The sequence below is a fragment of the Erwinia papayae genome (assembly GCF_058241465.1).
On sequence record NZ_JBZCHT010000009.1, the window covers coordinates 1,788,268 to 1,813,012 of the forward strand.

24 protein-coding genes are annotated in these 24,745 nt (G+C 52.9%); 13 read left to right on the plus strand and 11 right to left on the minus strand.

Annotation, left to right across the window (positions count from 1 at the left end; all coding sequences use genetic code 11):
- Nucleotides 1–84: 84 nt before the first annotated feature.
- On the plus strand, nucleotides 85–1,374 hold the full coding sequence (gene bioA, locus AC3RPL_RS13250; RefSeq protein ID WP_490740352.1) for an adenosylmethionine--8-amino-7-oxononanoate transaminase: 1,290 nt from the start codon (nucleotides 85–87) through the stop codon (nucleotides 1,372–1,374).
- A gap of 46 nt (nucleotides 1,375–1,420) precedes the next feature.
- On the opposite strand, the gene AC3RPL_RS13255 is transcribed toward bioA, so the two are convergent.
- Genes AC3RPL_RS13255 through AC3RPL_RS13270 form a run of 4 tightly spaced genes read right to left on the minus strand, consistent with a single transcriptional unit; the run spans nucleotide 1,421 to nucleotide 6,400 of the window.
- The gene (locus tag AC3RPL_RS13255; RefSeq protein WP_490740353.1) at nucleotides 1,421–2,434 is read right to left on the minus strand and encodes a fimbrial protein; all 1,014 of its coding nucleotides are present in this window, start codon (nucleotides 2,432–2,434) and stop codon (nucleotides 1,421–1,423) included.
- On the minus strand, nucleotides 2,434–4,977 hold the full coding sequence (locus AC3RPL_RS13260; protein WP_490740354.1) for a fimbria/pilus outer membrane usher protein: 2,544 nt from the start codon (nucleotides 4,975–4,977) through the stop codon (nucleotides 2,434–2,436). Before AC3RPL_RS13260 ends, AC3RPL_RS13255 begins: the two co-directional genes overlap by 1 nt.
- Nucleotides 4,978–5,004: 27 nt before the next feature.
- Complete coding sequence (locus tag AC3RPL_RS13265; RefSeq protein ID WP_490740355.1) at nucleotides 5,005–5,742, minus strand: fimbrial biogenesis chaperone; 738 nt, start codon at nucleotides 5,740–5,742, stop codon at nucleotides 5,005–5,007.
- A gap of 58 nt (nucleotides 5,743–5,800) precedes the next feature.
- Nucleotides 5,801–6,400 (minus strand): fimbrial protein, encoded by a 600-nt coding sequence (locus tag AC3RPL_RS13270; protein WP_490740356.1) that lies wholly within the window; start codon nucleotides 6,398–6,400, stop codon nucleotides 5,801–5,803.
- 627 nt (nucleotides 6,401–7,027) lie between these two features.
- Here AC3RPL_RS13270 and AC3RPL_RS13275 point away from each other — a divergent pair.
- From AC3RPL_RS13275 to AC3RPL_RS13285, 3 genes are read left to right on the plus strand one after another with little or no spacing between them, the layout of a single operon-like run.
- Entirely contained in the window at nucleotides 7,028–8,071 is a 1,044-nt protein-coding gene (locus AC3RPL_RS13275; RefSeq protein WP_490740357.1) for an NADPH-dependent curcumin/dihydrocurcumin reductase, read from the plus strand.
- Between the two features lie 10 nt (nucleotides 8,072–8,081).
- Nucleotides 8,082–8,762, plus strand: a complete 681-nt coding sequence (locus tag AC3RPL_RS13280) for a type 1 glutamine amidotransferase domain-containing protein (RefSeq protein ID WP_490740358.1) — start codon at nucleotides 8,082–8,084, stop codon at nucleotides 8,760–8,762.
- Nucleotides 8,763–8,777: 15 nt separating this feature from the next.
- On the plus strand, nucleotides 8,778–9,254 hold the full coding sequence (locus AC3RPL_RS13285) for a kinase inhibitor (RefSeq protein ID WP_034941547.1): 477 nt from the start codon (nucleotides 8,778–8,780) through the stop codon (nucleotides 9,252–9,254).
- A gap of 77 nt (nucleotides 9,255–9,331) precedes the next feature.
- Here the strand turns inward: AC3RPL_RS13285 and pgl are convergent, their stop codons facing one another.
- Entirely contained in the window at nucleotides 9,332–10,327 is a 996-nt protein-coding gene (gene pgl, locus AC3RPL_RS13290; RefSeq protein WP_490740359.1) for a 6-phosphogluconolactonase, read from the minus strand.
- A 147-nt stretch (nucleotides 10,328–10,474) separates the two neighbouring features.
- On the opposite strand from pgl, the gene AC3RPL_RS13295 reads away from it, so the two are divergent.
- The gene (locus tag AC3RPL_RS13295) at nucleotides 10,475–11,293 is read left to right on the plus strand and encodes a pyridoxal phosphatase (RefSeq protein ID WP_490740360.1); all 819 of its coding nucleotides are present in this window, start codon (nucleotides 10,475–10,477) and stop codon (nucleotides 11,291–11,293) included.
- Nucleotides 11,294–11,299: 6 nt separating this feature from the next.
- On the opposite strand, the gene modC is transcribed toward AC3RPL_RS13295, so the two are convergent.
- The 4 genes from modC to AC3RPL_RS13315 all read right to left on the minus strand — a co-directional run bounded on the left by modC (nucleotide 11,300) and on the right by AC3RPL_RS13315 (nucleotide 14,122).
- Nucleotides 11,300–12,358: a molybdenum ABC transporter ATP-binding protein ModC gene (gene modC, locus AC3RPL_RS13300; protein WP_261641576.1), complete on the minus strand. Its 1,059-nt coding sequence runs from the start codon at nucleotides 12,356–12,358 to the stop codon at nucleotides 11,300–11,302.
- Complete coding sequence (gene modB / locus AC3RPL_RS13305) at nucleotides 12,352–13,047, minus strand: molybdate ABC transporter permease subunit (protein ID WP_367166556.1); 696 nt, start codon at nucleotides 13,045–13,047, stop codon at nucleotides 12,352–12,354. The genes modC and modB overlap by 7 nt, the downstream gene beginning before the upstream one ends.
- On the minus strand, nucleotides 13,044–13,817 hold the full coding sequence (gene modA, locus AC3RPL_RS13310; protein ID WP_490740361.1) for a molybdate ABC transporter substrate-binding protein: 774 nt from the start codon (nucleotides 13,815–13,817) through the stop codon (nucleotides 13,044–13,046). The genes modB and modA overlap by 4 nt, the downstream gene beginning before the upstream one ends.
- 149 nt (nucleotides 13,818–13,966) lie before the next feature.
- Nucleotides 13,967–14,122 (minus strand): AcrZ family multidrug efflux pump-associated protein, encoded by a 156-nt coding sequence (locus tag AC3RPL_RS13315; RefSeq protein ID WP_490740362.1) that lies wholly within the window; start codon nucleotides 14,120–14,122, stop codon nucleotides 13,967–13,969.
- Nucleotides 14,123–14,265: 143 nt separating this feature from the next.
- Here AC3RPL_RS13315 and modE point away from each other — a divergent pair, with 143 nt between their 5' ends.
- The 6 genes from modE to gpmA all read left to right on the plus strand — a co-directional run bounded on the left by modE (nucleotide 14,266) and on the right by gpmA (nucleotide 21,066).
- Entirely contained in the window at nucleotides 14,266–15,045 is a 780-nt protein-coding gene (modE, locus tag AC3RPL_RS13320; protein ID WP_490740363.1) for a molybdenum-dependent transcriptional regulator, read from the plus strand.
- A 75-nt stretch (nucleotides 15,046–15,120) separates the two neighbouring features.
- The gene (gene modF / locus AC3RPL_RS13325; RefSeq protein WP_490740364.1) at nucleotides 15,121–16,593 is read left to right on the plus strand and encodes a molybdate ABC transporter ATP-binding protein ModF; all 1,473 of its coding nucleotides are present in this window, start codon (nucleotides 15,121–15,123) and stop codon (nucleotides 16,591–16,593) included.
- A 336-nt stretch (nucleotides 16,594–16,929) separates the two neighbouring features.
- Nucleotides 16,930–17,976: a galactose-1-phosphate uridylyltransferase gene (galT, locus tag AC3RPL_RS13330; RefSeq protein ID WP_490740365.1), complete on the plus strand. Its 1,047-nt coding sequence runs from the start codon at nucleotides 16,930–16,932 to the stop codon at nucleotides 17,974–17,976.
- A gap of 2 nt (nucleotides 17,977–17,978) precedes the next feature.
- A complete protein-coding gene (gene galK / locus AC3RPL_RS13335) occupies nucleotides 17,979–19,127 on the plus strand; it encodes a galactokinase (protein WP_490740366.1) in 1,149 nt (382 codons plus the stop codon).
- Nucleotides 19,121–20,161 carry a galactose-1-epimerase gene (gene galM / locus AC3RPL_RS13340; protein WP_490740367.1) on the plus strand — a complete coding sequence of 347 codons (1,041 nt, stop codon included), beginning with the start codon at nucleotides 19,121–19,123 and terminating at the stop codon, nucleotides 20,159–20,161. Before galK ends, galM begins: the two co-directional genes overlap by 7 nt.
- Before the next feature lie 152 nt (nucleotides 20,162–20,313).
- Entirely contained in the window at nucleotides 20,314–21,066 is a 753-nt protein-coding gene (gpmA, locus tag AC3RPL_RS13345) for a 2,3-diphosphoglycerate-dependent phosphoglycerate mutase (RefSeq protein ID WP_034941572.1), read from the plus strand.
- Between the two features lie 48 nt (nucleotides 21,067–21,114).
- On the opposite strand, the gene aroG is transcribed toward gpmA, so the two are convergent.
- Nucleotides 21,115–22,179 (minus strand): 3-deoxy-7-phosphoheptulonate synthase AroG, encoded by a 1,065-nt coding sequence (gene aroG / locus AC3RPL_RS13350; protein ID WP_367166563.1) that lies wholly within the window; start codon nucleotides 22,177–22,179, stop codon nucleotides 21,115–21,117.
- A gap of 283 nt (nucleotides 22,180–22,462) precedes the next feature.
- Here aroG and AC3RPL_RS13355 point away from each other — a divergent pair, with 283 nt between their 5' ends.
- Both AC3RPL_RS13355 and zitB read left to right on the plus strand, forming a co-directional pair.
- Entirely contained in the window at nucleotides 22,463–22,807 is a 345-nt protein-coding gene (locus AC3RPL_RS13355) for a protein YbgS (RefSeq protein ID WP_034941576.1), read from the plus strand.
- Nucleotides 22,808–23,115: 308 nt separating this feature from the next.
- A complete protein-coding gene (zitB, locus tag AC3RPL_RS13360) occupies nucleotides 23,116–24,039 on the plus strand; it encodes a CDF family zinc transporter ZitB (protein WP_490740368.1) in 924 nt (307 codons plus the stop codon).
- On the opposite strand, the gene pnuC is transcribed toward zitB, so the two are convergent.
- Nucleotides 24,033–24,737, minus strand: coding sequence for a nicotinamide riboside transporter PnuC (gene pnuC, locus AC3RPL_RS13365; protein ID WP_490740369.1), 705 nt, complete (start codon nucleotides 24,735–24,737; stop codon nucleotides 24,033–24,035). The two genes, zitB and pnuC, sit on opposite strands and share 7 nt — an antisense overlap.
- Nucleotides 24,738–24,745: the final 8 nt, after the last annotated feature.

The following is a 24,745-nucleotide window of genomic DNA, read 5'->3' on the forward strand; positions in this document are numbered from 1 at the left end:
TGCTCCAAAAAAGTCGGTCGTTTATGGTTTTTGACTGCTTGTGGCTGTAAACTAATTTTTTTGAAATTGGTTTACAAGACATTTATGACTCCTTCCGACCTGGCGTTTGACCGTGACCACATCTGGCATCCCTACACCTCCATGAGTCATCCCCTGCCGGTATACCCGGTGGTTGCTGCACGCGGAACGTCGCTTTTTCTGGATGACGGACGCGAGCTGGTTGACGGTATGTCTTCCTGGTGGGCCGCTATTCACGGCTATAACCATCCCCGTCTGAACCAGGCGATGACTACACAGATTGAACAGATGTCACATGTGATGTTTGGCGGCATTACTCATCCGGCGGCGGTGGCCTTGTGTCGTAAGCTGGTAGCGATGACACCAGCGGGGCTGGATTGTGTTTTTCTGGCAGATTCCGGGTCAGTGGCGGTTGAAGTGGCGATGAAAATGGCCCTGCAATACTGGCAGGCCCGTGGTCAACGCCGCCAGCGTTTTCTCACGCTGCGCAACGGTTATCATGGCGACACCTTTGCAGCCATGTCGGTATGCGATCCGCAAAACTCAATGCACAGCCTGTATCAGGGCTATCTTGCTGACCATTTGTTTGCCCGCGCGCCACGGTGCCGTTTTGGTGCAGAGTGGCAGCAGGACGATATTGATGATTTTGCCCGTCTGATTGCCCTGCACGCCAATGAGCTGGCCGCCGTGATCCTTGAGCCGGTGGTACAGGGCGCGGGCGGCATGCGCTTTTACCACCCCCGCTATCTGCAGCAGGTTCGCGAGCTGTGCGACCGCCACCATCTGCTGCTGATTGCCGACGAGATCGCCACCGGCTTTGGTCGTACCGGCAAGCTGTTTGCCTGTGAGCATGCGGAAATTGCGCCGGATATTCTCTGTGTTGGCAAAGCGCTGACCGGCGGCACCATGACGCTCTCCGCCACGCTCACCACGCGCGATGTCGCCAGCACCATCAGCAACGGAGAAGCAGGCTGCTTTATGCATGGTCCCACCTTTATGGCTAATCCGCTGGCCTGCGCGGTCGCCTCGGAGAGCCTGGCAATATTGCAGGAAGGCCTCTGGCAGCAGCAGGTTGCCAACATTGAAGTTGCGCTGCGCGCGGCCCTGTTGCCGTTGAAGAAGAAGCCGGTGGTTGCTGATGCCAGAGTGCTGGGGGCCATCGGGGTGATTGAAACCCACCAGCCGGTTGATATGGCACGCATCCAGGCCTTCTTCGTGGCGCAGGGTGTCTGGCTACGCCCATTCGGCAAACTGATTTATCTGATGCCACCCTATCTGATCGCACCCGAAGCCCTGTCAAAGCTGAGCCAGGCTATAGCCGATGCGCTGGATGATCCTTCGCTATTCAGCCGCTGACCGCAGCCCGGCTAGTCATAGTTAAACCACAGCGTGGCGGTGGCAATCACCGTTCCCGGACTGAGCGCTGAGGCGTCGAAGATTTTATAAGCCGCGTAGAGTTCAATGATCGGATCGACGATGGCCGCGCCTCTGGCGAGTCTGAACAGCGACGTTGCCCCTCAGCACCGGCAGTTGTGGATAGCGTGACCGGATCCCCTGTGGCGGTGGTCAGTGCCACTCCCACACCGGATGAGCCCGAGGAAGCGTTGCGCATGATTTGCTGGTTACTGTCAATCAGGTCGGTGCTGAAAAGCCGGGCATTAACCGAACGGCTTGCAACGCCCCCCAGCGTGTTGCTACAGCTGACCGGCAGGGTGAAAGCGGTGCGGCCATCAGTCAGACCAGTGCGCAACATGTCCAGCGACACCGAGGGTAATGTTATCGTCTGGTCGGGCATCTGGCAGGTGGTTTCCGCCGGGTTGAAGGTTATCGTCAGCGACTGATAACCCAGATAGTTATTGGTCCAGCTGCCCGCTGCCACCACCTGTGCAACTTCGTCTACCGTCGGAACCTTTCCGGTAAAATCAAGGTTGGCATTATTCAGGGCCATGGTCACCACCGTGGCGCTGTTGCCTGAGGCAATGCTGTAATAATTACTGTCAGTGATCCCCGGATCCTCCGTCAATAATGTCACCGTCAGCGTGTAGAGGTAAGTAGAACCATTCAGTATCCAGTCACCGTTGGTGTGGTTTTCCGGACTGAGATAATTGCTGGTCTTCAGTTTAAGCCAGCGGTCGGTGCCTGATGCATCGCTGAATTTTATCCAGTAACCGTTTGCCAGTGGGCTGATGTAATGCACGTTATTCGAATTAATAAATAAAGCGTAACAGGTTATCGGGATCATCCAGCTTCCTGCCCGTGTCTCTGTATAGCTGTCCTGACTGGTGAGCAAATCGGAAAGATTTATCGCATCTGTGGCCTGCACCGTGGAGCCACTTTTCAGCGCACATCCTGCCCAGGAACCAGAGGAACACATCAGCAGCACTCCGGCGCAAAGCCGCAATCGGATATTCATCATTACTGTTCCTTTGTTTCAGCGGCCCGTTGAAAGCCAGCATCGTCTGACGGCACGCAACGGTTATGACTATTGATATCTGGATTCGCTATCCGGCAGCTTTTGCGTGTTGTCCCTGCTGTCAGCCTGATAACCAGTGATGCCGGTAGCCTCTCTGATTTAATGTAGAGCTCACTCCCCTGGGCAACATAGCCCAGCGGAGTGCCATCAGCATCGGTAATATCAGCCCCAAAAGGCAGAGGTTCGCCGTTAGCTAATCCGGCCGTAAGGGTATAAACCTTGCGGGTGTCGGTCTGATATCTGATATAGCTGATACTGCCCGCCCAGGGCGCGACATAACCTATATTGCCCTTCAGTTCGCCATCATCCTGCCGGTCATTCCTCTCCAGCAGCCGGAAACTGTTCATTTTGTAGGGCGTCACTGAAGTGACCAGCACCTGCCCGTTACGATTGGTGCTGGCGTTGGCATTGCCATTCACCGTTGCATCGGCAATACCCGGTGCATCGAGAATGGCGAAGGTATTTCCACTGGTGCCGGAGGCCAGCACACCGCCCTGCCAGAGTACCGCGCTGCCACTGACGCCCGCACCTACCTGACGGTAACGGGATGCCTGGCTTAAATTGCTGCTGAGTCGCGCATAAGGTGTACGCCAGGCACTCCACAATCCGGCTACCGACGAATGGTCAGCACGGTCTTCACTGTAATTGAGATGGTAATCGAGGTGCGATGTTGAACCGGCGATCCCGGTCTGAATACCGTTGTATTTACCGTTTTTCAGGGTGCTGCGCAGCGTGGCACTGGTGCTGTTGCCAGACCAGTTAAAAGGCAGGGTAACGGTAAAATCGATGCGGCTTTCATCATAGCGTTTACGATTAACATCACTCTGCAGCTGATCGTCGTCGCTGCCGTCATTACTGTCGTACTGGTAAAAGCTACGTCTAATCGCCAGGCTCCAGTTTGCCTGATGAAACATATTGCTCCAGCTCAGGCTGAACTGGCGGGATGACTGTTCACTGTTCCAGTATTGCCGCCACAGCCCGGTCATGGCGACACGCCCCCACCCGGGCGGAAGCGTCTGGTCAAGATTGATGCTGAAACTCTGCCGACTTCTTTTCCATGTCTGGCTGCCAGATTTATTCAGCCTGATGGCGTTAACCTGGACAGCATCATAAAAGGAGTAATAGTCCGGAGTGCGGTAGTACCAGCCTGCCAGCGAAAGATTAAGATTACCGGGAAAATAGCGACTCCAGGATAATTTCCAGCGTTGTCCCTGCCTGACTCCGTCATCGTTAAAACGTGCAGAAGCAAGATCCACCGAGCTGGAAAATGATCCCAGCATCGGTACGCTGATGGCACTTCCCAGCAGCAAAGAGTGGTAGTCTCTGGCCAGTGTGGTGCCCCCGTAGCCGGTCAGGTAATTGTTGAGGCCATAAGAGGCGCTTCCCTGAACAAAGTCCGGATGGTATTCCACTCCACGAATCTGCACATTGCCCGCATTCAGCATCCATTCAGCTGAACCGGTTCGTAGCATGTCGCTGACGGTTGACCAGGGAACAATAAAACGTTCCGTGGTGCCATCGGCATTCGCCACCTCAACGGTCAGATCGTTGCGCGCCCCTGATGGCATCAAATCGGCAATTTCAAACGGACCAGGCGGCACAGTAAGCTGATAAATAAGCGTATTATTCTGATACACCCTGACCAGCGAGTTAGCGGTGGCGATGCCGCGAATCACCGGCATGTAAGTGCGATAAGCATCCGGAAACATTCTCTGTTCCTGCCTGAGCGTAACGCCCCGAAAACGCAGGTTTTCAAACCAGGGCGAATGGGTATAGCTGTCTCCAAAACGGACCAGCGAACGATAAGATGGCAGTGCACGCTCAACATAACGAGACTGGGTGGTCCATAACCCCTGATGACGTCGGCTACGGAGATAATTACTGTTGTCAAGTAGTTGCCAGCCGCCCATATTCAGCCCGTTATTCAGAGTAAGAAAAATATTATCAATATTGCTGTAGCCGTCTTTACGCTGAAAATTGTAATAGTTGAGGTTGTAATTAGTGAAAGCACCATTGATGCCGCTGTCCCACAATTCAGGCGCGATCCAGCGGGGATCCCGGGTGATGACATACGCCTGAGGAATGGTCAGATTCAGTCTTAATAAACCCGAATTAAGATTTGCATTACCACCATGAAGCAGTTCCGACACGTTAATCCATTCGGCATTATCAGCCGGGTTATTATTTTTATAGCGAACTGAAAGCAGCTTAATCGTGTCCGGCTGGACTGAAAAAGTTTTACTGTCGGCAATTTTTACAGGAAGATTACCCCGCCATTCACCATTAACATAAATATCCAGAGAGTAAAGGCCTGCTGACAGCGTCTTACCGGCATCATTCCATTCCGCTTTTGCAGAGTCTCCCACCATCAGGCTGGTATTAAAACTGGCTGAGGCCTGTACCTCGCAACATAACAAAGTGATGACTCCACCAGAAAATAACGCTTTCAACATGGCATGGGAGAGCAAAGTGCTCAGTGCTTTCATAGCATCCCCGATAAAATCCGTTTTTTATTATTTCAGCACCGCAATAACAGGAACGCGGCTGCCATAATCATCAATGTATACCAACTGGTATTTGCCTGAAGCCGGCCTGAATGATTTATCTGCCGGTGCAAGACAACTGAAAGGAGGAATAAAGAGGGTTTTATCGATCAGATTATCCTGCTTTTTTCCCTGCTGTATGCGATGACTTTTACCATCCCATTTCATCAGTTGAATGACGGTGAGATAATAGGGCGTGGCATTATCAACACAGGCCTTGTGTGAATCACTTATTATCGATAAATGCTGCGGTATATCCCGGGGTGAAAAATTTAATTTTTCCGGACGCCAGAATAATTTTATTCGGTTACGAATAGCAAACTGCATATAATTTTTACCGGTATCCAGACTCTCAGGCGTGGGTGGAATATCCAGTACGTTAAGCCAGAAAACCGACTCACGATCATCAGGTAGTTCAGTCACCTGGTGATTATGATTTATTTTTAAAACCTGCCCATCATTACCATTTATTTTTACCACCGGCGGAATAATCATGAAAGGTGTAGAGATACTCTCCGGTTTTTCATTTTGCCGACCATCATCTATCCAGGTCTGAATAAGATGTTGCTCCTTACTTTTGTTGATAAGCTGCACTGATACGCTTTTGCTGCCAGCAGGAAAGATGATGCGTGTTGCATTAATAATCACATTCGCTCTGAGCGGAAAAATGAAAAGAGTGCAAATGGAGAGGAGAATAATTTTTCTCACCGATCCTCCAGAAATAAAATTAGCAAAGCAGGAAGGCAAATGCCTTCCCGTTATCAGATCATTCGTAGCTGAATGTATAGGTAGCGGTGCTCACAACCGAACCTGTTTTAGCGTTGATGCCGCCATAATTATAATAATTGGCGTAAAAAGTCATGTTTCCCTGCGCCCCGGTATCAAACGAACCAGTAGTGGTAAATTTAGTGGTCTTAAGGCCGGTATCAATGGCTTCATTCATTTTCAGCAATGTGGAACCGTCGCTGGTAATAGCGATCCCTACCCCCTCTGCCGAACCTGACTCATTTTTCAGATAACTCATATCGTCAGAAACATTAGATCCTGTGAAAACAATATTCAGCGCCTGGGCGGCCGCACTGGTATTGTCGAAGCCGGTACAACCTGAAACGTTAATGGTAAAAGGCGTTGCGCTGGCGCTGACTACGCCAATCGCCGTGCCTAATGCATCTCTGGTGACAGGCGAAACGTCAACGGTGAAATCAGATCCGTTATTCGTTGTCACATCACAGGTTGTGTCACTGACCGCGCCACTGAAGGTAATCACGCCACCTGCAACCGCACTATCTGTTGCAGCAACGGTATTACCGGCGAACATCGTTGCCATTAGTGCACCAATGCCACAAATCAAATTTTTTTTATTCATTTTTGTCCCTTTTAATTCCGCAATATTACAGTGTGTAATCTCCTGAAAAAAACAGCAGAAATAAGACAATGCTGATTTACTTGCCAGCAAAATCAATTTCCGCAAAACATTTTCTATCTTTTTATGGTGAGAAGTAAATAGCATCAGTTCAAATTAAATTCAGTTAAAAACTGATAACAGGCTAATTATTCAATTGATATAATATTTTACTTCAGGAGATAACCGGATTTTTTTAACAAAATACAGCAAGATATCTGGCTGCAACATCAGGTGCAAAATAAAAGGACTCAGCAAGAATCTCTGCCGCTGATTAGCCGAAAAAAAAGCAGCCATCTTTCCGGTAATTTATTCGTTTCTGGTTTGCTAACAACTAACTGTTAACATATTAATAAAAACCATTCACCATCAGGAATCCGCTTCACCATATATTCAGAAATAACACATCAATAAACGCTTCTGATATTGACAGTAAACAGAGCGGTCATAATACATAACCGTAAAAACATTTAGTTCTGCTGAATAATATTTTTTTCAGCCAGTGATGCTCTACCCGTCCAGTCCGGGCACAACTGACACAGATGCACTACCCTTTCAGCTGGCAATATCATGTCATAAAGGAGGGAAAATATGCCGCAAGATAAACAGACCAACCGTCGCATCCTGCTTGCCTCACGCCCCCAGGGTGCACCGGGCGCTGCCAACTTCCGCATGGAAACCGAACACCGTCCCAACCCCGCTCAAGGACAGGTGTTACTCCGCACCGTCTGGCTGTCATTAGATCCTTATATGCGCGGTCGGATGAGCGATGCGCCTTCCTATGTTGCCCCAGTGCAAATCAATGAGGTAATTGGTGCCGGTACGGTTGCCGTCGTCGAACAGTCCAACCATGAGGGTTACCAGGTGGGTGACTGGGTGGTCAGCCAGAACGGCTGGCAGGATTTTGCGCTGTCTGACGGTCAGGGCTTATTCAAACTTAATGGCCCGGTGTTGAAACATCCCTCCTGGGCGCTGGGCATGTTGGGGATGACCGGTTTCACAGCCTATATGGGACTGCTGGATATCGGTAATCCGCAGCCGGGTGAGACCGTGGTGGTGGCAGCGGCTACCGGTGCAGTCGGCTCGATAGTCGGCCAAATCGCCAAACTGAAAGGCTGCTATGTGGTCGGCATTGCCGGTGGTGCAGATAAATGCCGCTACGCCGAAGAGATGCTGGGTTTTGACCGCTGTCTCGATCATCGCAGTGAGGGACTGGCCGGGTCGCTTAAGCGTTATTGTCGCGACGGCATTGATGTCTACTTTGAAAGCGTAGGCGGCAAAGTTTTCAATGCGGTGCTGCCGTTAATGAACACCAAAGGACGTATTCCGGTATGTGGCCTGATCGCGGACTATAACAGCACTGAAAAAAGTGGGACTGCCGGAGAGCTTGCGCAATTTCAGAGCGCGATCCTGCGCAAACGCCTTCGCGTTCAGGGTTTTATTATCAATCAGGACTACGGCCATCGCTTCGACGAGTTTTTCCGTCAGATGAGCCAGTGGGTGGCGGAAGACCGCTTCATCTTTCGCGAAGACATCATTGACGGACTGGATAACGCCCCGGAAACTTTCATCGGTATGCTGGAGGGTAAAAACTTCGGCAAGGTACTGATCAAAGTGGCAGGCGACCACCCTTGAGGAGAGCGTGATGAAAATATTGATGGTGCTGACGTCTCACGATCGGCTGGGTGATACCGGCAAAAAAACCGGCTTCTGGCTGGAAGAATTTGTCGCGCCCTGGTATGTCTTTCGCGATGCGGGTGCAACTGTGGTACTGGCTTCTCCGGCCGGAGGCCAGCCGCCGCTGGACCCGGTCAGTGATCAGCCGGCAGCACAAACATCTGATACCGAACGTTTCCGTAAGGATATTGCCGCCCAGCAGGCTCTGGCTAACACGCAACAACTGGCCACTATCGACAGCAGCAGGTTCGATGCGGTTTTTTACCCGGGTGGTCATGGTCCACTCTGGGACCTGGCGGAAGTTCAGCACAGTATTGAACTGATTGAAAATTTTTATGCCAACGGTAAACCCGTAGGCGCAGTTTGCCATGCACCCGGCGTGCTGCGTCATGTCAAAAAGCCAGATGGCAGCATGCTGGTGACGGGAAAACGCGTGACCGGCTTCAGCAACAGTGAAGAACACGCCGTTGGATTGACGGATGTGGTACCTTTTCTGGTCGAAGATGCGTTGACTGCGCTCGGGGCCCACTATGAAAAGACTGCGGACTGGGGCGTTTATACCCTGACCGATGGGCATCTGGTCACCGGGCAGAACCCTGCATCTTCCGCTGCGGCAGCCGAAGCGTTGCTGAAACTGTTACATCAATAAACACCAGGAGGTGGAATGAAACTGTTAAGCCAGGATTTTAACGATGGCGCGAAGCTGCCTGAACGTCAGGTGTTCAACGGCATGGGCTATAGCGGTGATAATCTGTCACCGCATCTGGCCTGGGACGAGGTTCCGCCCGGCACCAAAAGTTTTGCCATCACCTGCTATGATCCCGATGCGCCTACCGGTTCCGGCTGGTGGCACTGGGGCGTCGCCAATCTGCCGGCGGATACCCGCGTGTTGCCACAGGGGGCCGGTTCCGGCGTGGCTGAACTGCCATCCGGTGCGGTACAGACCCGTACCGATTTTGGCAAGGCTGGTTACGGCGGCGCAGCACCACCAAAAGGTGAAAGTCACCGCTATATTTTCACCGTGTATGCGTTAGACGTGGAAAAACTGGAGGTGGATGAGAATGCCAGTGGCGCTTATCTGGGCTTCAATATTCATTTCCATCAGCTTGGCAGTGCGTCGATTACGGCGATCTACAGCTGAGTATGTCGCGACGTCTGCGGCAAAGTAAGGGGCGAAAATTCGCCCCTTTATTTTTCCTGTATGCCATTGCTGACTGCTCAGATTTCCGTAATAACCACCCACATCGGTCCCTGGCCAACGGCATAACGCGCCAGCGGTTGCAGCGTCCCCTGCTGAGGACTGATTTTACTGACTTCAATGTGGTGTGACTTCTGCCCGGCGGCCACCAGGTAGTTGCCGCTGTTATCAATATTAAAGCCACGCGGCTGCGTTTCGGTAGGATGATAGCCGATGACGGACAACTGTCCCCCGTCTTCACTGACGCTGAATGCGGTCAGAATGCTGCCGGTACGATCACAGCTGTACAGATGGCGGCCATCTGGCGTCAGATGGATATCTGCTGCCCAACGTGTACCGGTAAAATCCGCTGTCATCATATCCAGACTTTGTACCCGCTCGACTTCTTCACTGGCATTATTCAGCTGCCAGACATCCACGGTACTGTTCAGCTCATTAATGCAGTAAGCATATTGCCCGCCCGGATGAAACACCATATGCCGCGGGCCCGCGCCTGCCAACGTATTCACCTGAGGCTGTCGGTGTGGCTGTAACTCGCCGTTTTCCTGCAAATCAAACAGGCAAATGCGATCCTGCTTCAGCGCCGGGACATAGAGGATCTTATTATCCGGATCAATGTTTGCTGAGTGACACCCCTCCAGGCCATTGATCACCTGGAGCGGCGCTCCCGGCAGACCATCTTCTCCGATCGGAGAAACGCTGACACAGGCATCATTGTAAGACCCGACGAAGATAAAGCGTCCCCGACGATCGGTAGAGATATGCGTCGGGCTGCCAGGTAGCGCAGCGTGACCGGCCTCGGCCAGCTTACCGTCAGCGCTAATTTTAAAGGCGACAATACGAAACGCCGGGCGTACTCCCACATAGAGGAAACGTTTATCCGGACTGACCACCATTGGCTGTACCTGCCCGGGCGCATCCACAACCTGTAACAGCGTCAGTGCGCCCTCATCGTCAAGCTGCCAGACATGGATCTGCTGGCTTTCCGGGCTGGCGGTATACACGATTTGTTTCATCAGTTCTCCTTTCTCGGCATCATCTTTTCAGCAAAGCGTAGCGCGTTTTTTCTGCCGACGAGGCAGCTTTTATCGCGGCTGGTTTTGTTAAGCCGCTCACACGGTGTACACTTGATCGTTCCTGTTCAGTTACTTCCGGAACTGTTTATGAGTTATCGCATCATTGCGTTGGACCTCGATGGCACCCTGTTAACACCCCGTAAAACTATTCTTCCTGAGTCACTGACCGCACTGAAAAAGGCCCGTGAGGCTGGCGTTAAGGTGATTATTGTCACCGGCCGCCATCATGTTGCTATCCATCCTTTTTATCAGGCACTGGCGCTGGATACACCTGCAATCTGCTGTAATGGCACCTATTTGTATGATTATCATGCAAAAAAGGTACTAAAGTCCGATCCCCTGCCCAAAGAGCAGGCTCAGCAGGTTATTACCCTGCTGGATGAATCAGCTATTCACGGGCTGCTGTACGTGGACAACGCCATGCTCTGGCAGACCGAAACCGGACATGTCACCCGCACCATGCAATGGGGACTGACGCTGCCAGAACATCAGCGTGCGGTCTTTATTCAGGTAGAGGATCTGGCAGAGGCCGCGCGCCAGGCTGACAATATCTGGAAATTTGCCCTCTCCCACCCGGACACCGTTGCCCTGCAACAGTTTGTCGACAAGGTGGAAAGCACCCTCGGTCTGGCCTGTGAATGGTCCTGGCATGACCAGGTGGATATTGCCAGAGCGGGTAACAGTAAAGGAAAACGGCTGGCAGAGTGGGTGGCCGCACAAGGATTGCAGATGAGTGACGTACTGGCTTTCGGCGATAATTATAACGATCTCAGTATGCTGGAAACGGTGGGACTGGGGGTGGCGATGGGAAATGCCGACGACGCCATCAAGGCCCGTGCGGGCCGCACCATCGGCAGCAATCTCGAAACAGGCATCGCCGACACGATTTATCGCGAAATACTCTGAGACTGTTCAGGGGGTGATGGCGACGCTTTTAATTTGCGCATACAACCACATTCCCGGTTTGATCATCAGTTCATCCCTGGCCCACGGCGTGATCCGTGCCCAGATTTCGCTCAGTCCAACCAGCAGTTTCACCTCAACCTGCTGGTCCGTATCCAGCAGTTCTGCCACCTGAGCCGGGATAACGTTGCGAATGCTGCTGTTAACCGGCGGTTGTAACACCAGCGAAACATCGTCTGACTGGATACGGATGCGCATCGGCGTTTTCGCTGGCGCATCGATCCGACTGACCCAGATATGCTGATCGCCCAGCGACAGCGCCGTCATCGCGTAGTGCGGATGCTGTTCCAGCACCTGCACCCGCAGTACGCTGCTGAGCTCTGAACGTGGCAACCACGGTCGCATTGCGCTGCTGCCCCAGACTTTCTCCAGCGTATCCAGCGCCTTCACCTCGCCGTTATCCAGTATCATGACGTTATCCGCCAGATGCAGAATTTCATCAAGGCTGTGGCTGACATACAGGACAGGAATTTCCACCTGCTTCGCCAGCGATTGCAGATACGGCATCAGCTCACGTTTACGTGGCAAATCCAGTGACGCCAGCGGCTCGTCCATCAGCAAAATTTCCGGGGCCGTCAGTAACGCCCGGCCAATAGCCACGCGCTGTTTTTCTCCGCCGGACAGCTCTGCCGGAAAACGCTCCAGCAGGTGCGCTATGCCCAACAAGGTGATCAGTGAGTCAAACTGCGGCCGCATCGACTTCGCCATGCCATAGCTGAGATTGCCCCGCACACGATAGTGCGGAAACAGCCGCGCATCCTGAAAGACATAACCAATACGGCGTTTTTCCGGCGGCAGGTTCAGCCGTCTGGCCGCATCGAACAGCGGTCTGCCGTTCAGCATAATATGCCCTTCCTGCGGCTGCGACAGCCCGCCGATGGCATTAATCAATGAGGTTTTCCCCGCCCCTGAGACGCCAAAAATGGCGGTAATTCCCTTCGCGGGTAGGCGGGCATTAATTTTCAGCTGGTGTTCACCAAGACGCTGAGTAAAGTTCAGCTCTAACATTTGCCCCCCAGACGCTTACGCCCCCAACGGGACAACCACTCCGACAACCACAGAGAAACCAGTGCCAGCACAATCGCCATGACACAAAGTCGCGCGGCGGCGTTTTCAGCACCCGGCGTTTCAATCAGCGTGTACATAGCGGAAGGCAGGGTCCGGGTTTCGCCGGGAATATTGGAAACAAAGGTGATGGTCGCACCGAATTCCCCCAGCGAGCGGGCAAAAGCCAGCACCATTCCGGTGATGATCCCAGGAAAAATCAGCGGCAGGGTGATGGTAAAAAATACCCGGCAGCGGCCAGCGCCCAGGGTTCGGGCCGCCAGCTCGATTTTGCTATCCACGCCTTCTAACGCCAGACGAATAGCCCTGACCATCAGCGGAAAAGCTATCACCGCTGAAGCCAGCGCCGCGCCGCGCCAGCTGAAAGCAAAGGTGAAGCCAAACCAGTCGTAAAGATATTCACCAATCAGGCCGCGACGGCCAAATCCTGTCAGCAACAGATATCCCACGACTACCGGCGGCAGTACCAGCGGCAGATGGACGAGGCTGTCGAGCAGGGTTTTACCCGGAAAACGACACCGCACCAGCAGCCAGGCAACCAGTACCCCGAAAGGCAGACTGCACAACACCGCAACGGTGGAGACTTTCAGGCTGAGGGCAACAGCCTGCCATTCGGGCTCGGTCAGGATCATGATTTTGGTGTGAATCCGTAACGTTTAAATACCGCAGCCGCCTGCGGCCCTTTCAGATATTGATAAAAACCGGATACGGCGGCCGGGTGACGTTCGCCAACCATTGCCATCGGGTATTCCACCGGCCGGTGGCTGTTTTCAGGAAACAATCCCACCACGGTGACTTTTTTACTGGCTACCGCATCCGAACCATAAACAATGCCATAAGGCGTTTCATTGCGCTCTACCAGTGCCAGTGCGGCACGCACGCTGTTACCTCTGGCAAGTTGGGGCTCAAGTTCAGACCAGACGCCGAGATGTTGCAATGCTTCCCTGGCATAAATACCTGCCGGTACGTGGTCCGGATCGCCGACAGAGAGCCGTTGTCCCTTCAGCAAGCTTTTCCAGTCGGTGGAGGTCGATAGCCGGACCTGCTGCGTCTGACTCGCCGCCGGGGCCACCAGCACCAGATCGTTGCCCAGCAGAGTGACACGGCTTGCGGAATCAATGGCTTTTTTCTGAGCCACATAGTCCATCCACTGCTGGTCGGCAGAGATAAAGATATCGGCAGGTGCCCCCTGCTCTATCTGGCGGGCCAGCGTGGAAGATGAAGCAAACGAACTGACCACCTGCACCGCATTATCTTTCTGATATTGCGTGGCGATTTCCTGCAAGGCATTGGTCAATGAGGCCGCCGCAAAAACGGTCACGTTATCTGCCGCAACGGCACAGCCGCCAGCGCCAATACTGATAGCAGCAACGGCAAAAAAACAGCGTAATTTCACAGACATGGTGTTCTCCAGAGGGTGTCGTTATGTACGGGATACTATAACGAGACAAAAAACACTGTCATTGGGATTATCGGCAGAAATAGCAGGAAGTTGAGCCAGAACAATAAAAACAGACGCCCGGCAGAAGCCGGGCGTGAAGGGAAATTGCGTTACTGCCGGTTTTTTGCCGGCTGGTGGTCGCGGTGACCAATTTTAGAGATGATATTAAAGACTTCACCCAGTCCATAAATCAGGCCCAGGATTATCGCCATCACCACGGGAACCATCAGGATCGCTTCACCCAGACCAATCAGTAATTCCAGCATGATGTCTCCACTGTCTGATATAAAAAAGCTATAGTATCGACAGCCCAAAAAAAGTGCACTGACCTTTTGTGCGTTTCAGCCATTTTTACTGTCCGGCATTCAGGCGTGTAAAATCAGGACACTGACCTTTTCCAGGAGCCATTATGCAGGCCGAACTTACCCTGATCCTGAAACTGCAACAGCGGTTGTTTGCCGACCCCCGCCGGATTGAATTGCTGAAACAAATTCGCCACACCGGCTCAATCAGCCAGGGAGCCAGGCTGGCGGGCATCAGCTATAAAAGCGCCTGGGACGCCGTTAATGAGATGAACCAGTTAGCTGAAAGGCCACTGGTTGACCGCTCAACCGGGGGCAAAGGCGGCGGCGGCGCACAGCTTACCGCTTATGGCGAGCGATTAATCCAGCTGTTTGCGCTGATGGAACAGATCCAGCAAAAAGCATTTGATGTTCTGCAGGACGATGCCCCTCCCGTCAGCCTGCTGGGGGCTATCGCCCGGCTTTCCCTTCAGACCAGTGCCCGAAACCAGTGGCACGGCACCGTGGTGGCACGCCGAATGCAATCGGTACAGCAACAGGTAGAGATTTTACTGAAAGACGGCACGACCCGAATTACCGCTGCGCTGACGGAGCAGAGCGCTAACCGGCTGGCGCTGGAAAACGGTAAAGAGGTTCTGGTTCTGATTAAAGCGCCGTGGATTGACGTCACCCTGGCCTGTTCGACAGCCGATAACCAGCTGAGCGGCATCCTCACGCATATTGAGCACGGCACCACCCACAGCGAAGTGCTGATTACCCTGCCAGGCAACGAAACCTTGTGCGCCACACTGCCCAGGCAACATGTGGCGCAGCAAAAACTTCAACAGGGTATGGAGGTCATCGCGCATTTTGATGCAGACCGGGTGATTGTCGCTACGCTGCTCTGAACGCTGAGCCGTAATTTGACAGCATCGCCAGCGATTATTCATAGTGGGCAGGTCATGCACTAAATGGAATAAAGAATGTCAACGTTGCACATTTCGCAAGGCCAGTTTTACCCCGGCGGCAATCAGACGCTCTCTCTGGGCGATTTCAGCCTGCGAGCCGGAGAAGCCTGGGCCTTTGTCGGCGCTAACGGCAGCGGGAAATCATCGCTGGCCCGGGTACTTTCCGGCGAGCTGCCCGTCGGAAAAGGCCAACTGGAAAGTACTTTTCTGCGACCATTTCGCCTGTCACTGGAGCAGTTACAAAAACTGGTAGCGGATGAATGGCAACGTAACAACACCGATATGCTCGGTGTTGATGAAGAGGATAGCGGACGCACCACCGCCGAAATTATTCAGGATGAGGTGAAAGATCCCCTTCGCTGTCAGCAGCTTGCCAGCCAGTTTGCCATCACCCCACTGCTGCCGCGCCGTTTTAAATATCTCTCTACCGGTGAAACCCGTAAAACGCTGCTGTGCCAGGCACTGATGTCCCGGCCAGACCTGCTTATTCTTGATGAGCCTTTTGACGGGCTGGATGTGGCTTCGCGTGCCAGTCTGACGCAGATCCTGGCGGAGCTGCACCAACAGGGCCACACTCTGGTGCTGATTTTAAATCGCTTTGACGACATTCCCGATTTTATTGACAGCGTGGGTGTACTGGCGGAGTGCTCACTGATTGAGGTTGGTCCTCGCCAGACGATCCTGGCCCAGGCCCTGATTGCGCAGCTGGCTCACAGTGAGAATTTACAGGGCATGGCGCTGCCAGAGTCTGACAATGACCAGCAACCGGCACTGGCGGCAGATACGCCACTTATCATCCTGCGTAACGGCGTGGTCAGCTGGAACGACCGGCCAGTTATCAATCAGCTGAGCTGGCAGGTGAATCCGGGGGAACACTGGCAAATTGTTGGCCCCAATGGCGCAGGAAAATCCACGCTTCTGAGCCTGGTCACCGGCGATCATCCACAGGGTTACAGCAACGATCTGACCCTGTTTGGCCGTCGTCGCGGCAGCGGCGAGACTATCTGGGATATTAAAAAACACATCGGCTACGTCAGCAGCGCGCTGCATCTGGATTACCACATCAGCAGCAGCGTTCGCAACGTGATTATCTCCGGCTTTTTTGACTCGATTGGCATTTACCAGGCGGTTTCCGATCGCCAGCGTTTTCTTGCCGGGCAGTGGCTGCACCTGCTTGGCATGGATACGCCAGTGGCCGATGCCCCCTTTAACACCCTGTCATGGGGACAGCAACGGCTGGTGCTGATTGCCCGAGCGCTGGTGAAACATCCCACGCTGTTAATTCTGGATGAACCCTTGCAGGGGCTGGACGCGATCAATCGCCAGCTGGTGCGCCGTTTTGTTGATGTGCTGATTGGCGAAGGCAAAACTCAGCTGCTGTTCGTCTCTCATCACGCTGCGGATGCGCCCCGGTGTATCACCCATCGCCTGACCTTTATCCCCGATGGAGACAGCTGGCGCTATCACCAGCAAAAGACAGAATGTTGAGCGATGCCAGCAATGGAAAGACCCTGCCGGTAGCCAGAATGCCCACCGCAGCCCGCGTATCTGGACAAAACTGAACCAGGATCTTCAGCGCGGTTCAACCTCCTGTGGCCAGTGTGCGCTGGCCACACGCCCCGTATCATTTTAGTGTAACCGTTACCAATATATTGCACTTTGAGTTTCACATGCATGAATGATTAGGGCATAACGCCTTATAATCAGGATTTTTCACCTTGTGTAAACGATTCCATTTATCCAGACTCGATCACGCTTTATTACCCGGCTTTGTGCTATTTTTTTTTAATCACCCGAGGCATAAGAAGGCTATCAGGATTTAACATGCAAAAATTCAACCCGGTCGACCACCCGCACCGCCGCTACAACCCGCTGTCCGATCAGTGGATTCTGGTTTCACCTCATCGGGCGAAGCGTCCCTGGCAGGGTGCGCAGGAGACGGCATCATCACAACAACTTCCCGCTCACGATCCTGACTGCTTTCTCTGTCCTGGCAACAGTCGCGTTACGGGTGATAAAAATCCTGATTACACCAGCACCTGGGTTTTTACCAATGATTTTGCCGCGCTGATGACCGACACGCCGGATGCCGCAGAGAGTGACGATCCGCTGATGCGATGTGAAAGTGCGCGAGGAACCAGCCGGGTGATCTGCTTTTCACCCGATCACAGCAAAACGCTGCCGGAGCTTTCTCTTACCGCGCTGGAGCAGATAGTACGCACCTGGCAGGAGCAGACGGCCGACCTGGGGCAACACTATCCCTGGGTGCAGGTATTTGAGAATAAAGGGGCGGCGATGGGCTGCTCAAATCCCCATCCGCACGGCCAGATCTGGGCGAACAGTTTTCTGCCAAATGAAGCAAAACGTGAAGACGATTTGCAGCGCACTTATTTCCAACAGCATCAGTCACCGATGTTGCTGGATTACACCACCCGCGAGCTGAAAGATGGCAGCCGGACGGTAGTGGAAACCGAACACTGGCTGGCAGTGGTCCCGTGGTGGGCAGCCTGGCCATTCGAAACCTTGCTGTTACCTAAAGCGCATATCAAACGCCTGGTTGAGCTGACCGATGCCCAGCGCCGGGACTTAGCGCTGGCGCTGAAAAAACTGACCAGCCGCTATGACAACCTGTTCCAGTGCTCTTTCCCCTACTCAATGGGCTGGCATGGCGCACCGTTCAATGGCGAAGCCAACGAACACTGGCAGTTACACGCCCATTTCTACCCGCCGTTATTGCGCTCTGCCACAGTGCGCAAGTTTATGGTGGGCTATGAAATGCTGGCAGAAACGCAACGCGATTTAACGGCGGAGCAGGCAGCAGAGCGTCTGCGTTCCGTCAGTGATATTCATTTCCGCGAGACGGGAGCATAACAATGACTTTAAAGACCTCTGCCCACCAGATTTTTGCCGATCAATTTGGCTATCAGGCCAGCCACACCATCCAGGCACCAGGTCGGGTGAATCTTATTGGTGAACACACTGATTACAATGACGGTTTTGTTCTGCCCTGCGCCATTGATTACCAGACGGTGATTGCCTGCGCGAAACGTGACGACCGGCAAATTCGGGTGATCGCGGCGGATTACGATAATCAGCAGGATATTTTTTCTCTCGATCAACCGATTCTCAGCCATCCGGATCAGATGTGGGCAAACTATGTGCGCGGCGTGGTGAAACATCTGCAAAAACGCGATGCCAGCTTTGGCGGCATGGATATGGTGATTAGCGGGGACGTGCCACAGGGGGCAGGTCTCAGCTCTTCAGCCTCTCTTGAGGTCGCGGTCGGTACGGTTTTCCAGCAAATCTATCATCTGTCGCTGGACGGGGCCGGGATTGCGCTGAACGGACAGGAAGCAGAAAATCAGTTCGTCGGCTGTAACTGCGGCATTATGGATCAACTGATTTCCGCCCTGGGCAAAAAAGATCATGCCATGCTACTGGATTGCCGGACGCTGGGCACCCGCCCTGTACCTATGCCGGAAGATATTGCCGTGGTAATCATTAATTCAAACTTCCGCCGCAGTCTGGTGGGAAGTGAATACAATACCCGCCGTCAGCAGTGTGAAACCGGCGCACGCTTCTTCAGCCAGACGTCACTGCGCGATGTGGAACTGAACCAGTTTAAAGCGGTCGAACAGCAGTTGGATCCTGTGGTGGCAAAACGCGTTCGCCACGTACTGACCGAGAATGCCCGCACGCTGGAAGCCGCCGATGCGCTGGCAAAAGGCGATCTTTCGCGGATGGCCGTGCTGATGGCAGAATCTCATGCTTCGATGCGCGATGACTTCGAAATTACCGTACCGCCGATTGATATGCTGGTTGAGATTGTCAAAGCCACGCTGGGTGAACGCGGTGGCGTGCGTATGACCGGCGGGGGTTTTGGTGGCTGCGTGGTGGCGTTGATGCCACAGGCGCTGGTCGATACCGTGAGAACCGCCGTGGCAGAACAGTACGAAGCGAAATCCGGGATTAAAGAAACCTTTTATGTCTGCAAAGCTTCGGCGGGAGCAGGACAATGCTGAACGAACAAACTTCTCATGCCCCGGATGGTCAGCCGTGGCATATCACCACCTTGCGAAATGCCGGGGGTATGGTAGCAACATTTATGGACTGGGGGGCCACCTGGCTCTCCGCCCGCGTACCAATGCATGACGGCACGGTGCGTGAGGCGCTGCTGGGCTGCGCCACACCCTCCGATTATCTGCATCAGTCAGCCTATCTGGGCGCAGCGATAGGCCGGTACGCCAATCGCATTGCCCACTCGACCTTCAGCAGAGAGGGTAAAAGCTGGCAACTGGTGGCAAATCAGGGCGCACATCAGTTGCATGGCGGCCCGACCGGCTTTCATTATCGCCGTTGGCAGATAGTGCGTCAGGCAGAGCAGGAAGTGGAATATCAGCTGGTTTCTGCCGATGGCGATCAGGGCTATCCCGGAAATTTAAAGGTCACGCTGCTTTACCGGCTGGATGATGATAATACGGTGTCAGTCAGTTTCGGGGCAGAAGTCGACCAACCCTGCCCGGTCAATCTGACCAACCACGCCTACTTCAATCTGGATGCCGAACATGGTGATGCCCGCCATCATCGCCTGCAACTTAATGCCACACATTATCTGCCGGTTGACGGTGAAGGCATTCCGAACGGCGATTTAAAACAAGTGACAGGCACCAGCTTCGACTTCAGCCAGCCAAAACTCGTGGCGCAGGACTTTTTACAGGATGACGACCAGCGTGCGGTGAAGGGCTACGATCATGCTTTCCTGTTGAATAAAGAGAGCGCCTCGCAGCCCGCCGCCCGGCTGTGGTCAGCGGATGGTAAGCTTGAACTCAGCGTGTTCACCACCGCCCCCGCTTTGCAATTTTATTCTGGCAACTATCTGCAAGGTACGCCGGCTCGCGAACAGGGTGTTTATGGTGCATTTCAGGGGATCGCGCTGGAAAGTGAGTTTCTGCCCGACTCGCCAAATCATCCGGAGTGGCCCCAACCTGACTGCTGGTTGCAGCCAGGTGAATCGTATCAGTCAGTGACCCACTATCGTCTGACAGCATTTGACTGAGCGCATGAAAATCGCGCATGGTGTACGCTACAGGCTTACTTGCCGTGAAGATTTCAGCTATGGTATTGACCAGCAAAAATTGCGACGGCTGCATCAGGCAATTTTCGGTTTACCATTATCTCAGAAACGTCAGATTATTAAGGAGTTAAGCAATGGCTGTAACCAAGCTGGTTCTGGTACGTCACGGCGAAAGCCAGTGGAATAACGAAAACCGCTTTACCGGATGGTACGATGTGGACCTTTCCGATAAAGGGCGTACCGAAGCGAAAGCAGCGGGTCAGCTGCTGAAAAAAGAAGGATTTACCTTCGATTTCGCTTACACCTCCGTGCTGAAACGTGCCATCCACACGCTGTGGAACATTCTGGATGAAGTGGATCAGGTATGGTTACCTGTGGAGAAATCATGGCGTCTGAATGAGCGCCATTACGGTGCACTTCAGGGTCTGGACAAAGCGGAAACGGCCCAGAAATACGGTGACGAGCAGGTTAAACAGTGGCGTCGTGGTTTTGCAGTAACCCCACCAGAGCTGGATCGTGCTGATGAGCGTTTTCCCGGCCATGACCCGCGTTATGCGTCACTGACTGCTGAGCAGCTCCCTACCACCGAAAGCCTGGCGCTGACCATCGATCGCGTATTGCCTTACTGGAATGAATCCATTCTGCCACGCATGAAAAAAGGCGAGAAAGTGATCATCGCTGCTCACGGTAACTCGCTGCGTGCGCTGGTGAAATATCTCGACAATATGAGTGAAGAAGAGATCCTCGAACTGAATATCCCTACCGGTGTGCCACTGGTGTATGAATTTGACGAAAACTTCAAACCAGTCAAACACTACTATCTGGGTGATGCCGACGAGATTGCAGCCAAAGCGGCTGCCGTGGCTAACCAGGGTAAAGCGAAGTAATTTTTGATCCTGTATAACGTCAAACCCCACCACCGGTGGGGTTGTTATTCAGACACCAGAGCCAGTTTTACGACGCCTTACGGCTTCAGCCAGTTGGCGTAACACGTTCTCCGTATCTTCCCAACCGATGCAGGCATCCGTCACGCTTTTGCCATACACCAGCGCTTCACCGCTTTCCAGACTCTGATTACCCTCAACCAGATGGCTCTCAATCATCACCCCGATAATTGCCTTTTCACCGCCAGCAATCTGCTGTGCAACATCTTCAGCGACGGTCAGCTGTTTCTGAAATTGTTTGCTGCTGTTGGCATGGCTGAAGTCAATCATGACCTGCGGGTCGAGACCCGATTTCTCCAGTCCGGCTTTAACCTGACTGACATGGTGTGCACTGTAATTAGGTTCCTTACCACCGCGCAGGATAATGTGGCAGTCGCTGTTGCCGGCGGTTTCAACGATGGCAGAATGTCCATATTTGGTCACTGAGAGGAAACAGTGTGGTGCGCTGGCAGCATTGATGGCATCAATCGCCACTTTGATCGTGCCATCCGTACCGTTTTTAAAACCAACCGGACAGGATAATCCGGATGACAGCTCACGATGAACCTGTGACTCCGTGGTACGTGCACCAATCGCTCCCCAGCTCATCAGGTCAGCGACATATTGCGGAGAGATCATATCCAGGAACTCTCCCGCAGTGGGCAGCCCGGTATCGTTAATCTCCAGCAGCAATTTACGGGCAATGCGCAGACCATCGTTGATCTGAAAACTGCCATCCATATGCGGATCGTTGATCAACCCTTTCCAGCCTACCGTCGTACGAGGTTTTTCAAAGTAAACCCGCATCACTACTTCCAGCGAATCACTGAGTTCTTCACGCAGCTTCAGCAGACGTCCGGCATACTCTTTTGCCGCAACGGTATCGTGAATCGAGCAGGGACCAATGACCACTAACAGCCGATCGTCACTCTTTTTCAGAATATGATGAATAGCCTGGCGGGCGCTGGCAACGGTTTGCGCCGCCTTTTCAGTAGCCGGAAACTTTTCTAATAAAGCAACAGGAGGAAGTAATTCTTTTATCTCTTTGATTCTTAAGTCATCGTTCTGATAATTCATAGTCTTTCCAGATATTTTCTAAACCGTAACTTGCAACGGGCGTATCTCCTCCAATTTATCGTGTGGGCCGGATGCTGTAAATCAACTTTGCGCAAATTCCTTTCACACTGGTTTGCTGTTTTGGGGTTCTTAACTACACTTTGTTATCAACATTTTAAAACAATTCCTTGTTACCAATCTGGCTCAGGTAACTTCTCAAGAAGATTGCCTCAGATGAAAGACCTTTATCCAGCCGCCTGCAATTGGGCCTGGTTCTGCAAAGTGCAAATAGTGATGGAGAATGATGATGAATAAGTTTGCAATTGTATTTCTGACAGCAGCGATGACTCTGACTGGTGGCGCAGCAATGGCCGAAGACAGCAACAATGGCACAGCTAATCAGGCCGCTGCTGCGGGTGCCGTGTCTGGTGGCGCCGCTCAGAAACTGGCTCCTAATGGGGTTGATAACAGTAAAATTAACAATACGGGTGATGCCACTACCCATCATAAAAAAACTAAACACCATACTAAAAAGATGACGGCTACCCAGGTTCACAAAAACAGCGAGTGTAAAGACGGTAAATGTCCGGACGTGAACAAGAAAGTTGGACCGGATGCGAATACCAAAACTGACGGCACCACCCAGTAATCCATTTCACTCGTTGTCATCGGGGAGAGCTTCGGCTCTCCTTTTTTATTTCAACTCATCCCTGCCGCATGACTGATGAAAGATGGCCGATAATCTGAAAATCTCCTTTTGCCGTTGGAGAAAAGGGTTAGCTGTTAACACCCGCAGCCACCGACCTGCCCGAAAAAAGTGGCGAACGGAGGACATTCCGCGTAGTGCTCAAGGTCGTTCTGAACTCAGACCTTACGGGGTATCGCACAACATCGCTCTCCTGCTGCCCTGAATTAGTTGATATCATTGAACCAGGTAAATTTAGAAAACGGAAATCTATGGCACACACCCACTCTGAATCCAACAGTAATCGCAGTAGGCTGTTGGCTGCTTTTCTGGTGACCGCCGTTTTTATGGTGGCAGAAGTCATCGGGGGTTTACTGTCCGGCTCGCTTGCTTTGCTGGCTGACGCCGGACATATGCTCACCGATACCGCAGCCTTGTTGATGGCCCTGCTGGCGGTGCAGTTTGCCAGGCGTAAACCCAATTCCCGCCATACTTTTGGCCTTTTACGGCTGACCACGCTGGCCGCTTTTGTCAACGCTATTGCTCTGGTTGCGATCACTGCACTGATCGTCTGGGAAGCCGTGCAACGCTTTCTGCACCCGGCCCCGGTAATGGGGAGCTTCATGTTGGGTATTGCCGTGGCCGGACTGCTGGCGAATCTGCTGTCCTTCTGGCTGCTGCATCAGGGAAATGAGGAGAAAAACCTTAATGTGCGCGCCGCCGCATTGCATGTGATGGGCGATCTGCTGGGTTCGGTTGGAGCCATTGTCGCCGCGCTGATCATCATTTTTACCGGCTGGACCCCCATTGACCCTCTGCTGTCGGTACTGGTTTCAATGCTGGTATTGCGCAGTGCCTGGACCTTGCTGAAAGAGAGCCTGCATGAGCTGCTGGAAGGCGCACCTGCCTCACTGGACGTGGAAAAAGTACAGCGGGCATTAACCCGTGGGATTGCTGAAGTGCGCAATGTTCATCATTTGCATGTATGGCAGGTGGGCGAAAAACCGGTAATGACCCTGCATGTGCAGGTTGTCCCGCCTCATGACCACGATGCCCTGCTGCGGCGTATTCATGGCTTTTTGCATGAAAACTATCAGATTGAACACGCCACGGTGCAGATGGAATATCAGCGTTGCGAAGACAGCGACTGTGGGTTAAGTCTGAACAACGGTGGGCATGCCCACCATCATCACTGAGCGCCCTGACGGGCGTTTTTAATCCACAGCCAGCAGCCGTTCAGGGCAATCAGGGTTAAAACAGCGTACTCCAGCGACATGGCATAGACACCCTGGCGGGCGAAAATCATCACACTGATAATATTGACCACTACCCAGAGCAGCCAGTTTTCAACATATTTCCGCGTCATCAGGATCATCGCTACCACCGACAGCACCAGCAGGCAGGCGTCCCAAAACGGGAAAGCATCCGGCTGTAGCACAGGCATCATTACCGACATACCCAGCGCCTGCATCAACGACACCGCCACCCTGGTCAGCCAACCAAAAACCGGATTGATATATACCGTCATCAATGCAACAGCCACAATGCATGCTATCGTCCATCCCAACCTTTTTGGCAGACTCATCCAGCGGATCTGCAACAGGTTCTGATTGTCTGCCGTCTGTCGGCTCCACGCATACCAGCCATAAATATTGGCTACGAAGAAAAAAATCTGTAACAGCAGGCTGGCATAGAGCTGAATCTGAAAGAAGATCACGGCGAAGAGCGTGACGTTGATCAGTCCGAAAGCATAATTGGTGATTTTTTCCAGGCTGGCCAGCCAGATGCAGAGCAGCCCCGCCACGGTGCCAATCGCCTCGATCCATGAAAGATCGTATCCCCCGGTGCCCAGAGGAATATGAACCAGAATGTTATGCGTACTAAAAAAATCCATATCAACAC

Excerpts from the sequence above, each read along its gene's own strand:
- bioA (WP_490740352.1), top strand. The coding sequence starts at position 85 with ATGACTCCTTCCGACCTGGCGTTTGACCGTGACCACATCTGGCATCCC.
- AC3RPL_RS13255 (WP_490740353.1), bottom strand. The coding sequence starts at position 2,434 with ATGATGAATATCCGATTGCGGCTTTGCGCCGGAGTGCTGCTGATGTGT.
- AC3RPL_RS13260 (WP_490740354.1), bottom strand. The coding sequence starts at position 4,977 with ATGAAAGCACTGAGCACTTTGCTCTCCCATGCCATGTTGAAAGCGTTA.
- AC3RPL_RS13270 (WP_490740356.1), bottom strand. The coding sequence starts at position 6,400 with ATGAATAAAAAAAATTTGATTTGTGGCATTGGTGCACTAATGGCAACG.
- AC3RPL_RS13275 (WP_490740357.1), top strand. The coding sequence starts at position 7,028 with ATGCCGCAAGATAAACAGACCAACCGTCGCATCCTGCTTGCCTCACGC.
- AC3RPL_RS13280 (WP_490740358.1), top strand. The coding sequence starts at position 8,082 with ATGAAAATATTGATGGTGCTGACGTCTCACGATCGGCTGGGTGATACC.
- AC3RPL_RS13285 (WP_034941547.1), top strand. The coding sequence starts at position 8,778 with ATGAAACTGTTAAGCCAGGATTTTAACGATGGCGCGAAGCTGCCTGAA.
- pgl (WP_490740359.1), bottom strand. The coding sequence starts at position 10,327 with ATGAAACAAATCGTGTATACCGCCAGCCCGGAAAGCCAGCAGATCCAT.
- AC3RPL_RS13295 (WP_490740360.1), top strand. The coding sequence starts at position 10,475 with ATGAGTTATCGCATCATTGCGTTGGACCTCGATGGCACCCTGTTAACA.
- modC (WP_261641576.1), bottom strand. The coding sequence starts at position 12,358 with ATGTTAGAGCTGAACTTTACTCAGCGTCTTGGTGAACACCAGCTGAAA.
- modB (WP_367166556.1), bottom strand. The coding sequence starts at position 13,047 with ATGATCCTGACCGAGCCCGAATGGCAGGCTGTTGCCCTCAGCCTGAAA.
- modA (WP_490740361.1), bottom strand. The coding sequence starts at position 13,817 with ATGTCTGTGAAATTACGCTGTTTTTTTGCCGTTGCTGCTATCAGTATT.
- AC3RPL_RS13315 (WP_490740362.1), bottom strand. The coding sequence starts at position 14,122 with ATGCTGGAATTACTGATTGGTCTGGGTGAAGCGATCCTGATGGTTCCC.
- modE (WP_490740363.1), top strand. The coding sequence starts at position 14,266 with ATGCAGGCCGAACTTACCCTGATCCTGAAACTGCAACAGCGGTTGTTT.
- modF (WP_490740364.1), top strand. The coding sequence starts at position 15,121 with ATGTCAACGTTGCACATTTCGCAAGGCCAGTTTTACCCCGGCGGCAAT.
- galT (WP_490740365.1), top strand. The coding sequence starts at position 16,930 with ATGCAAAAATTCAACCCGGTCGACCACCCGCACCGCCGCTACAACCCG.
- galK (WP_490740366.1), top strand. The coding sequence starts at position 17,979 with ATGACTTTAAAGACCTCTGCCCACCAGATTTTTGCCGATCAATTTGGC.
- galM (WP_490740367.1), top strand. The coding sequence starts at position 19,121 with ATGCTGAACGAACAAACTTCTCATGCCCCGGATGGTCAGCCGTGGCAT.
- gpmA (WP_034941572.1), top strand. The coding sequence starts at position 20,314 with ATGGCTGTAACCAAGCTGGTTCTGGTACGTCACGGCGAAAGCCAGTGG.
- aroG (WP_367166563.1), bottom strand. The coding sequence starts at position 22,179 with ATGAATTATCAGAACGATGACTTAAGAATCAAAGAGATAAAAGAATTA.
- AC3RPL_RS13355 (WP_034941576.1), top strand. The coding sequence starts at position 22,463 with ATGATGAATAAGTTTGCAATTGTATTTCTGACAGCAGCGATGACTCTG.
- zitB (WP_490740368.1), top strand. The coding sequence starts at position 23,116 with ATGGCACACACCCACTCTGAATCCAACAGTAATCGCAGTAGGCTGTTG.
- pnuC (WP_490740369.1), bottom strand. The coding sequence starts at position 24,737 with ATGGATTTTTTTAGTACGCATAACATTCTGGTTCATATTCCTCTGGGC.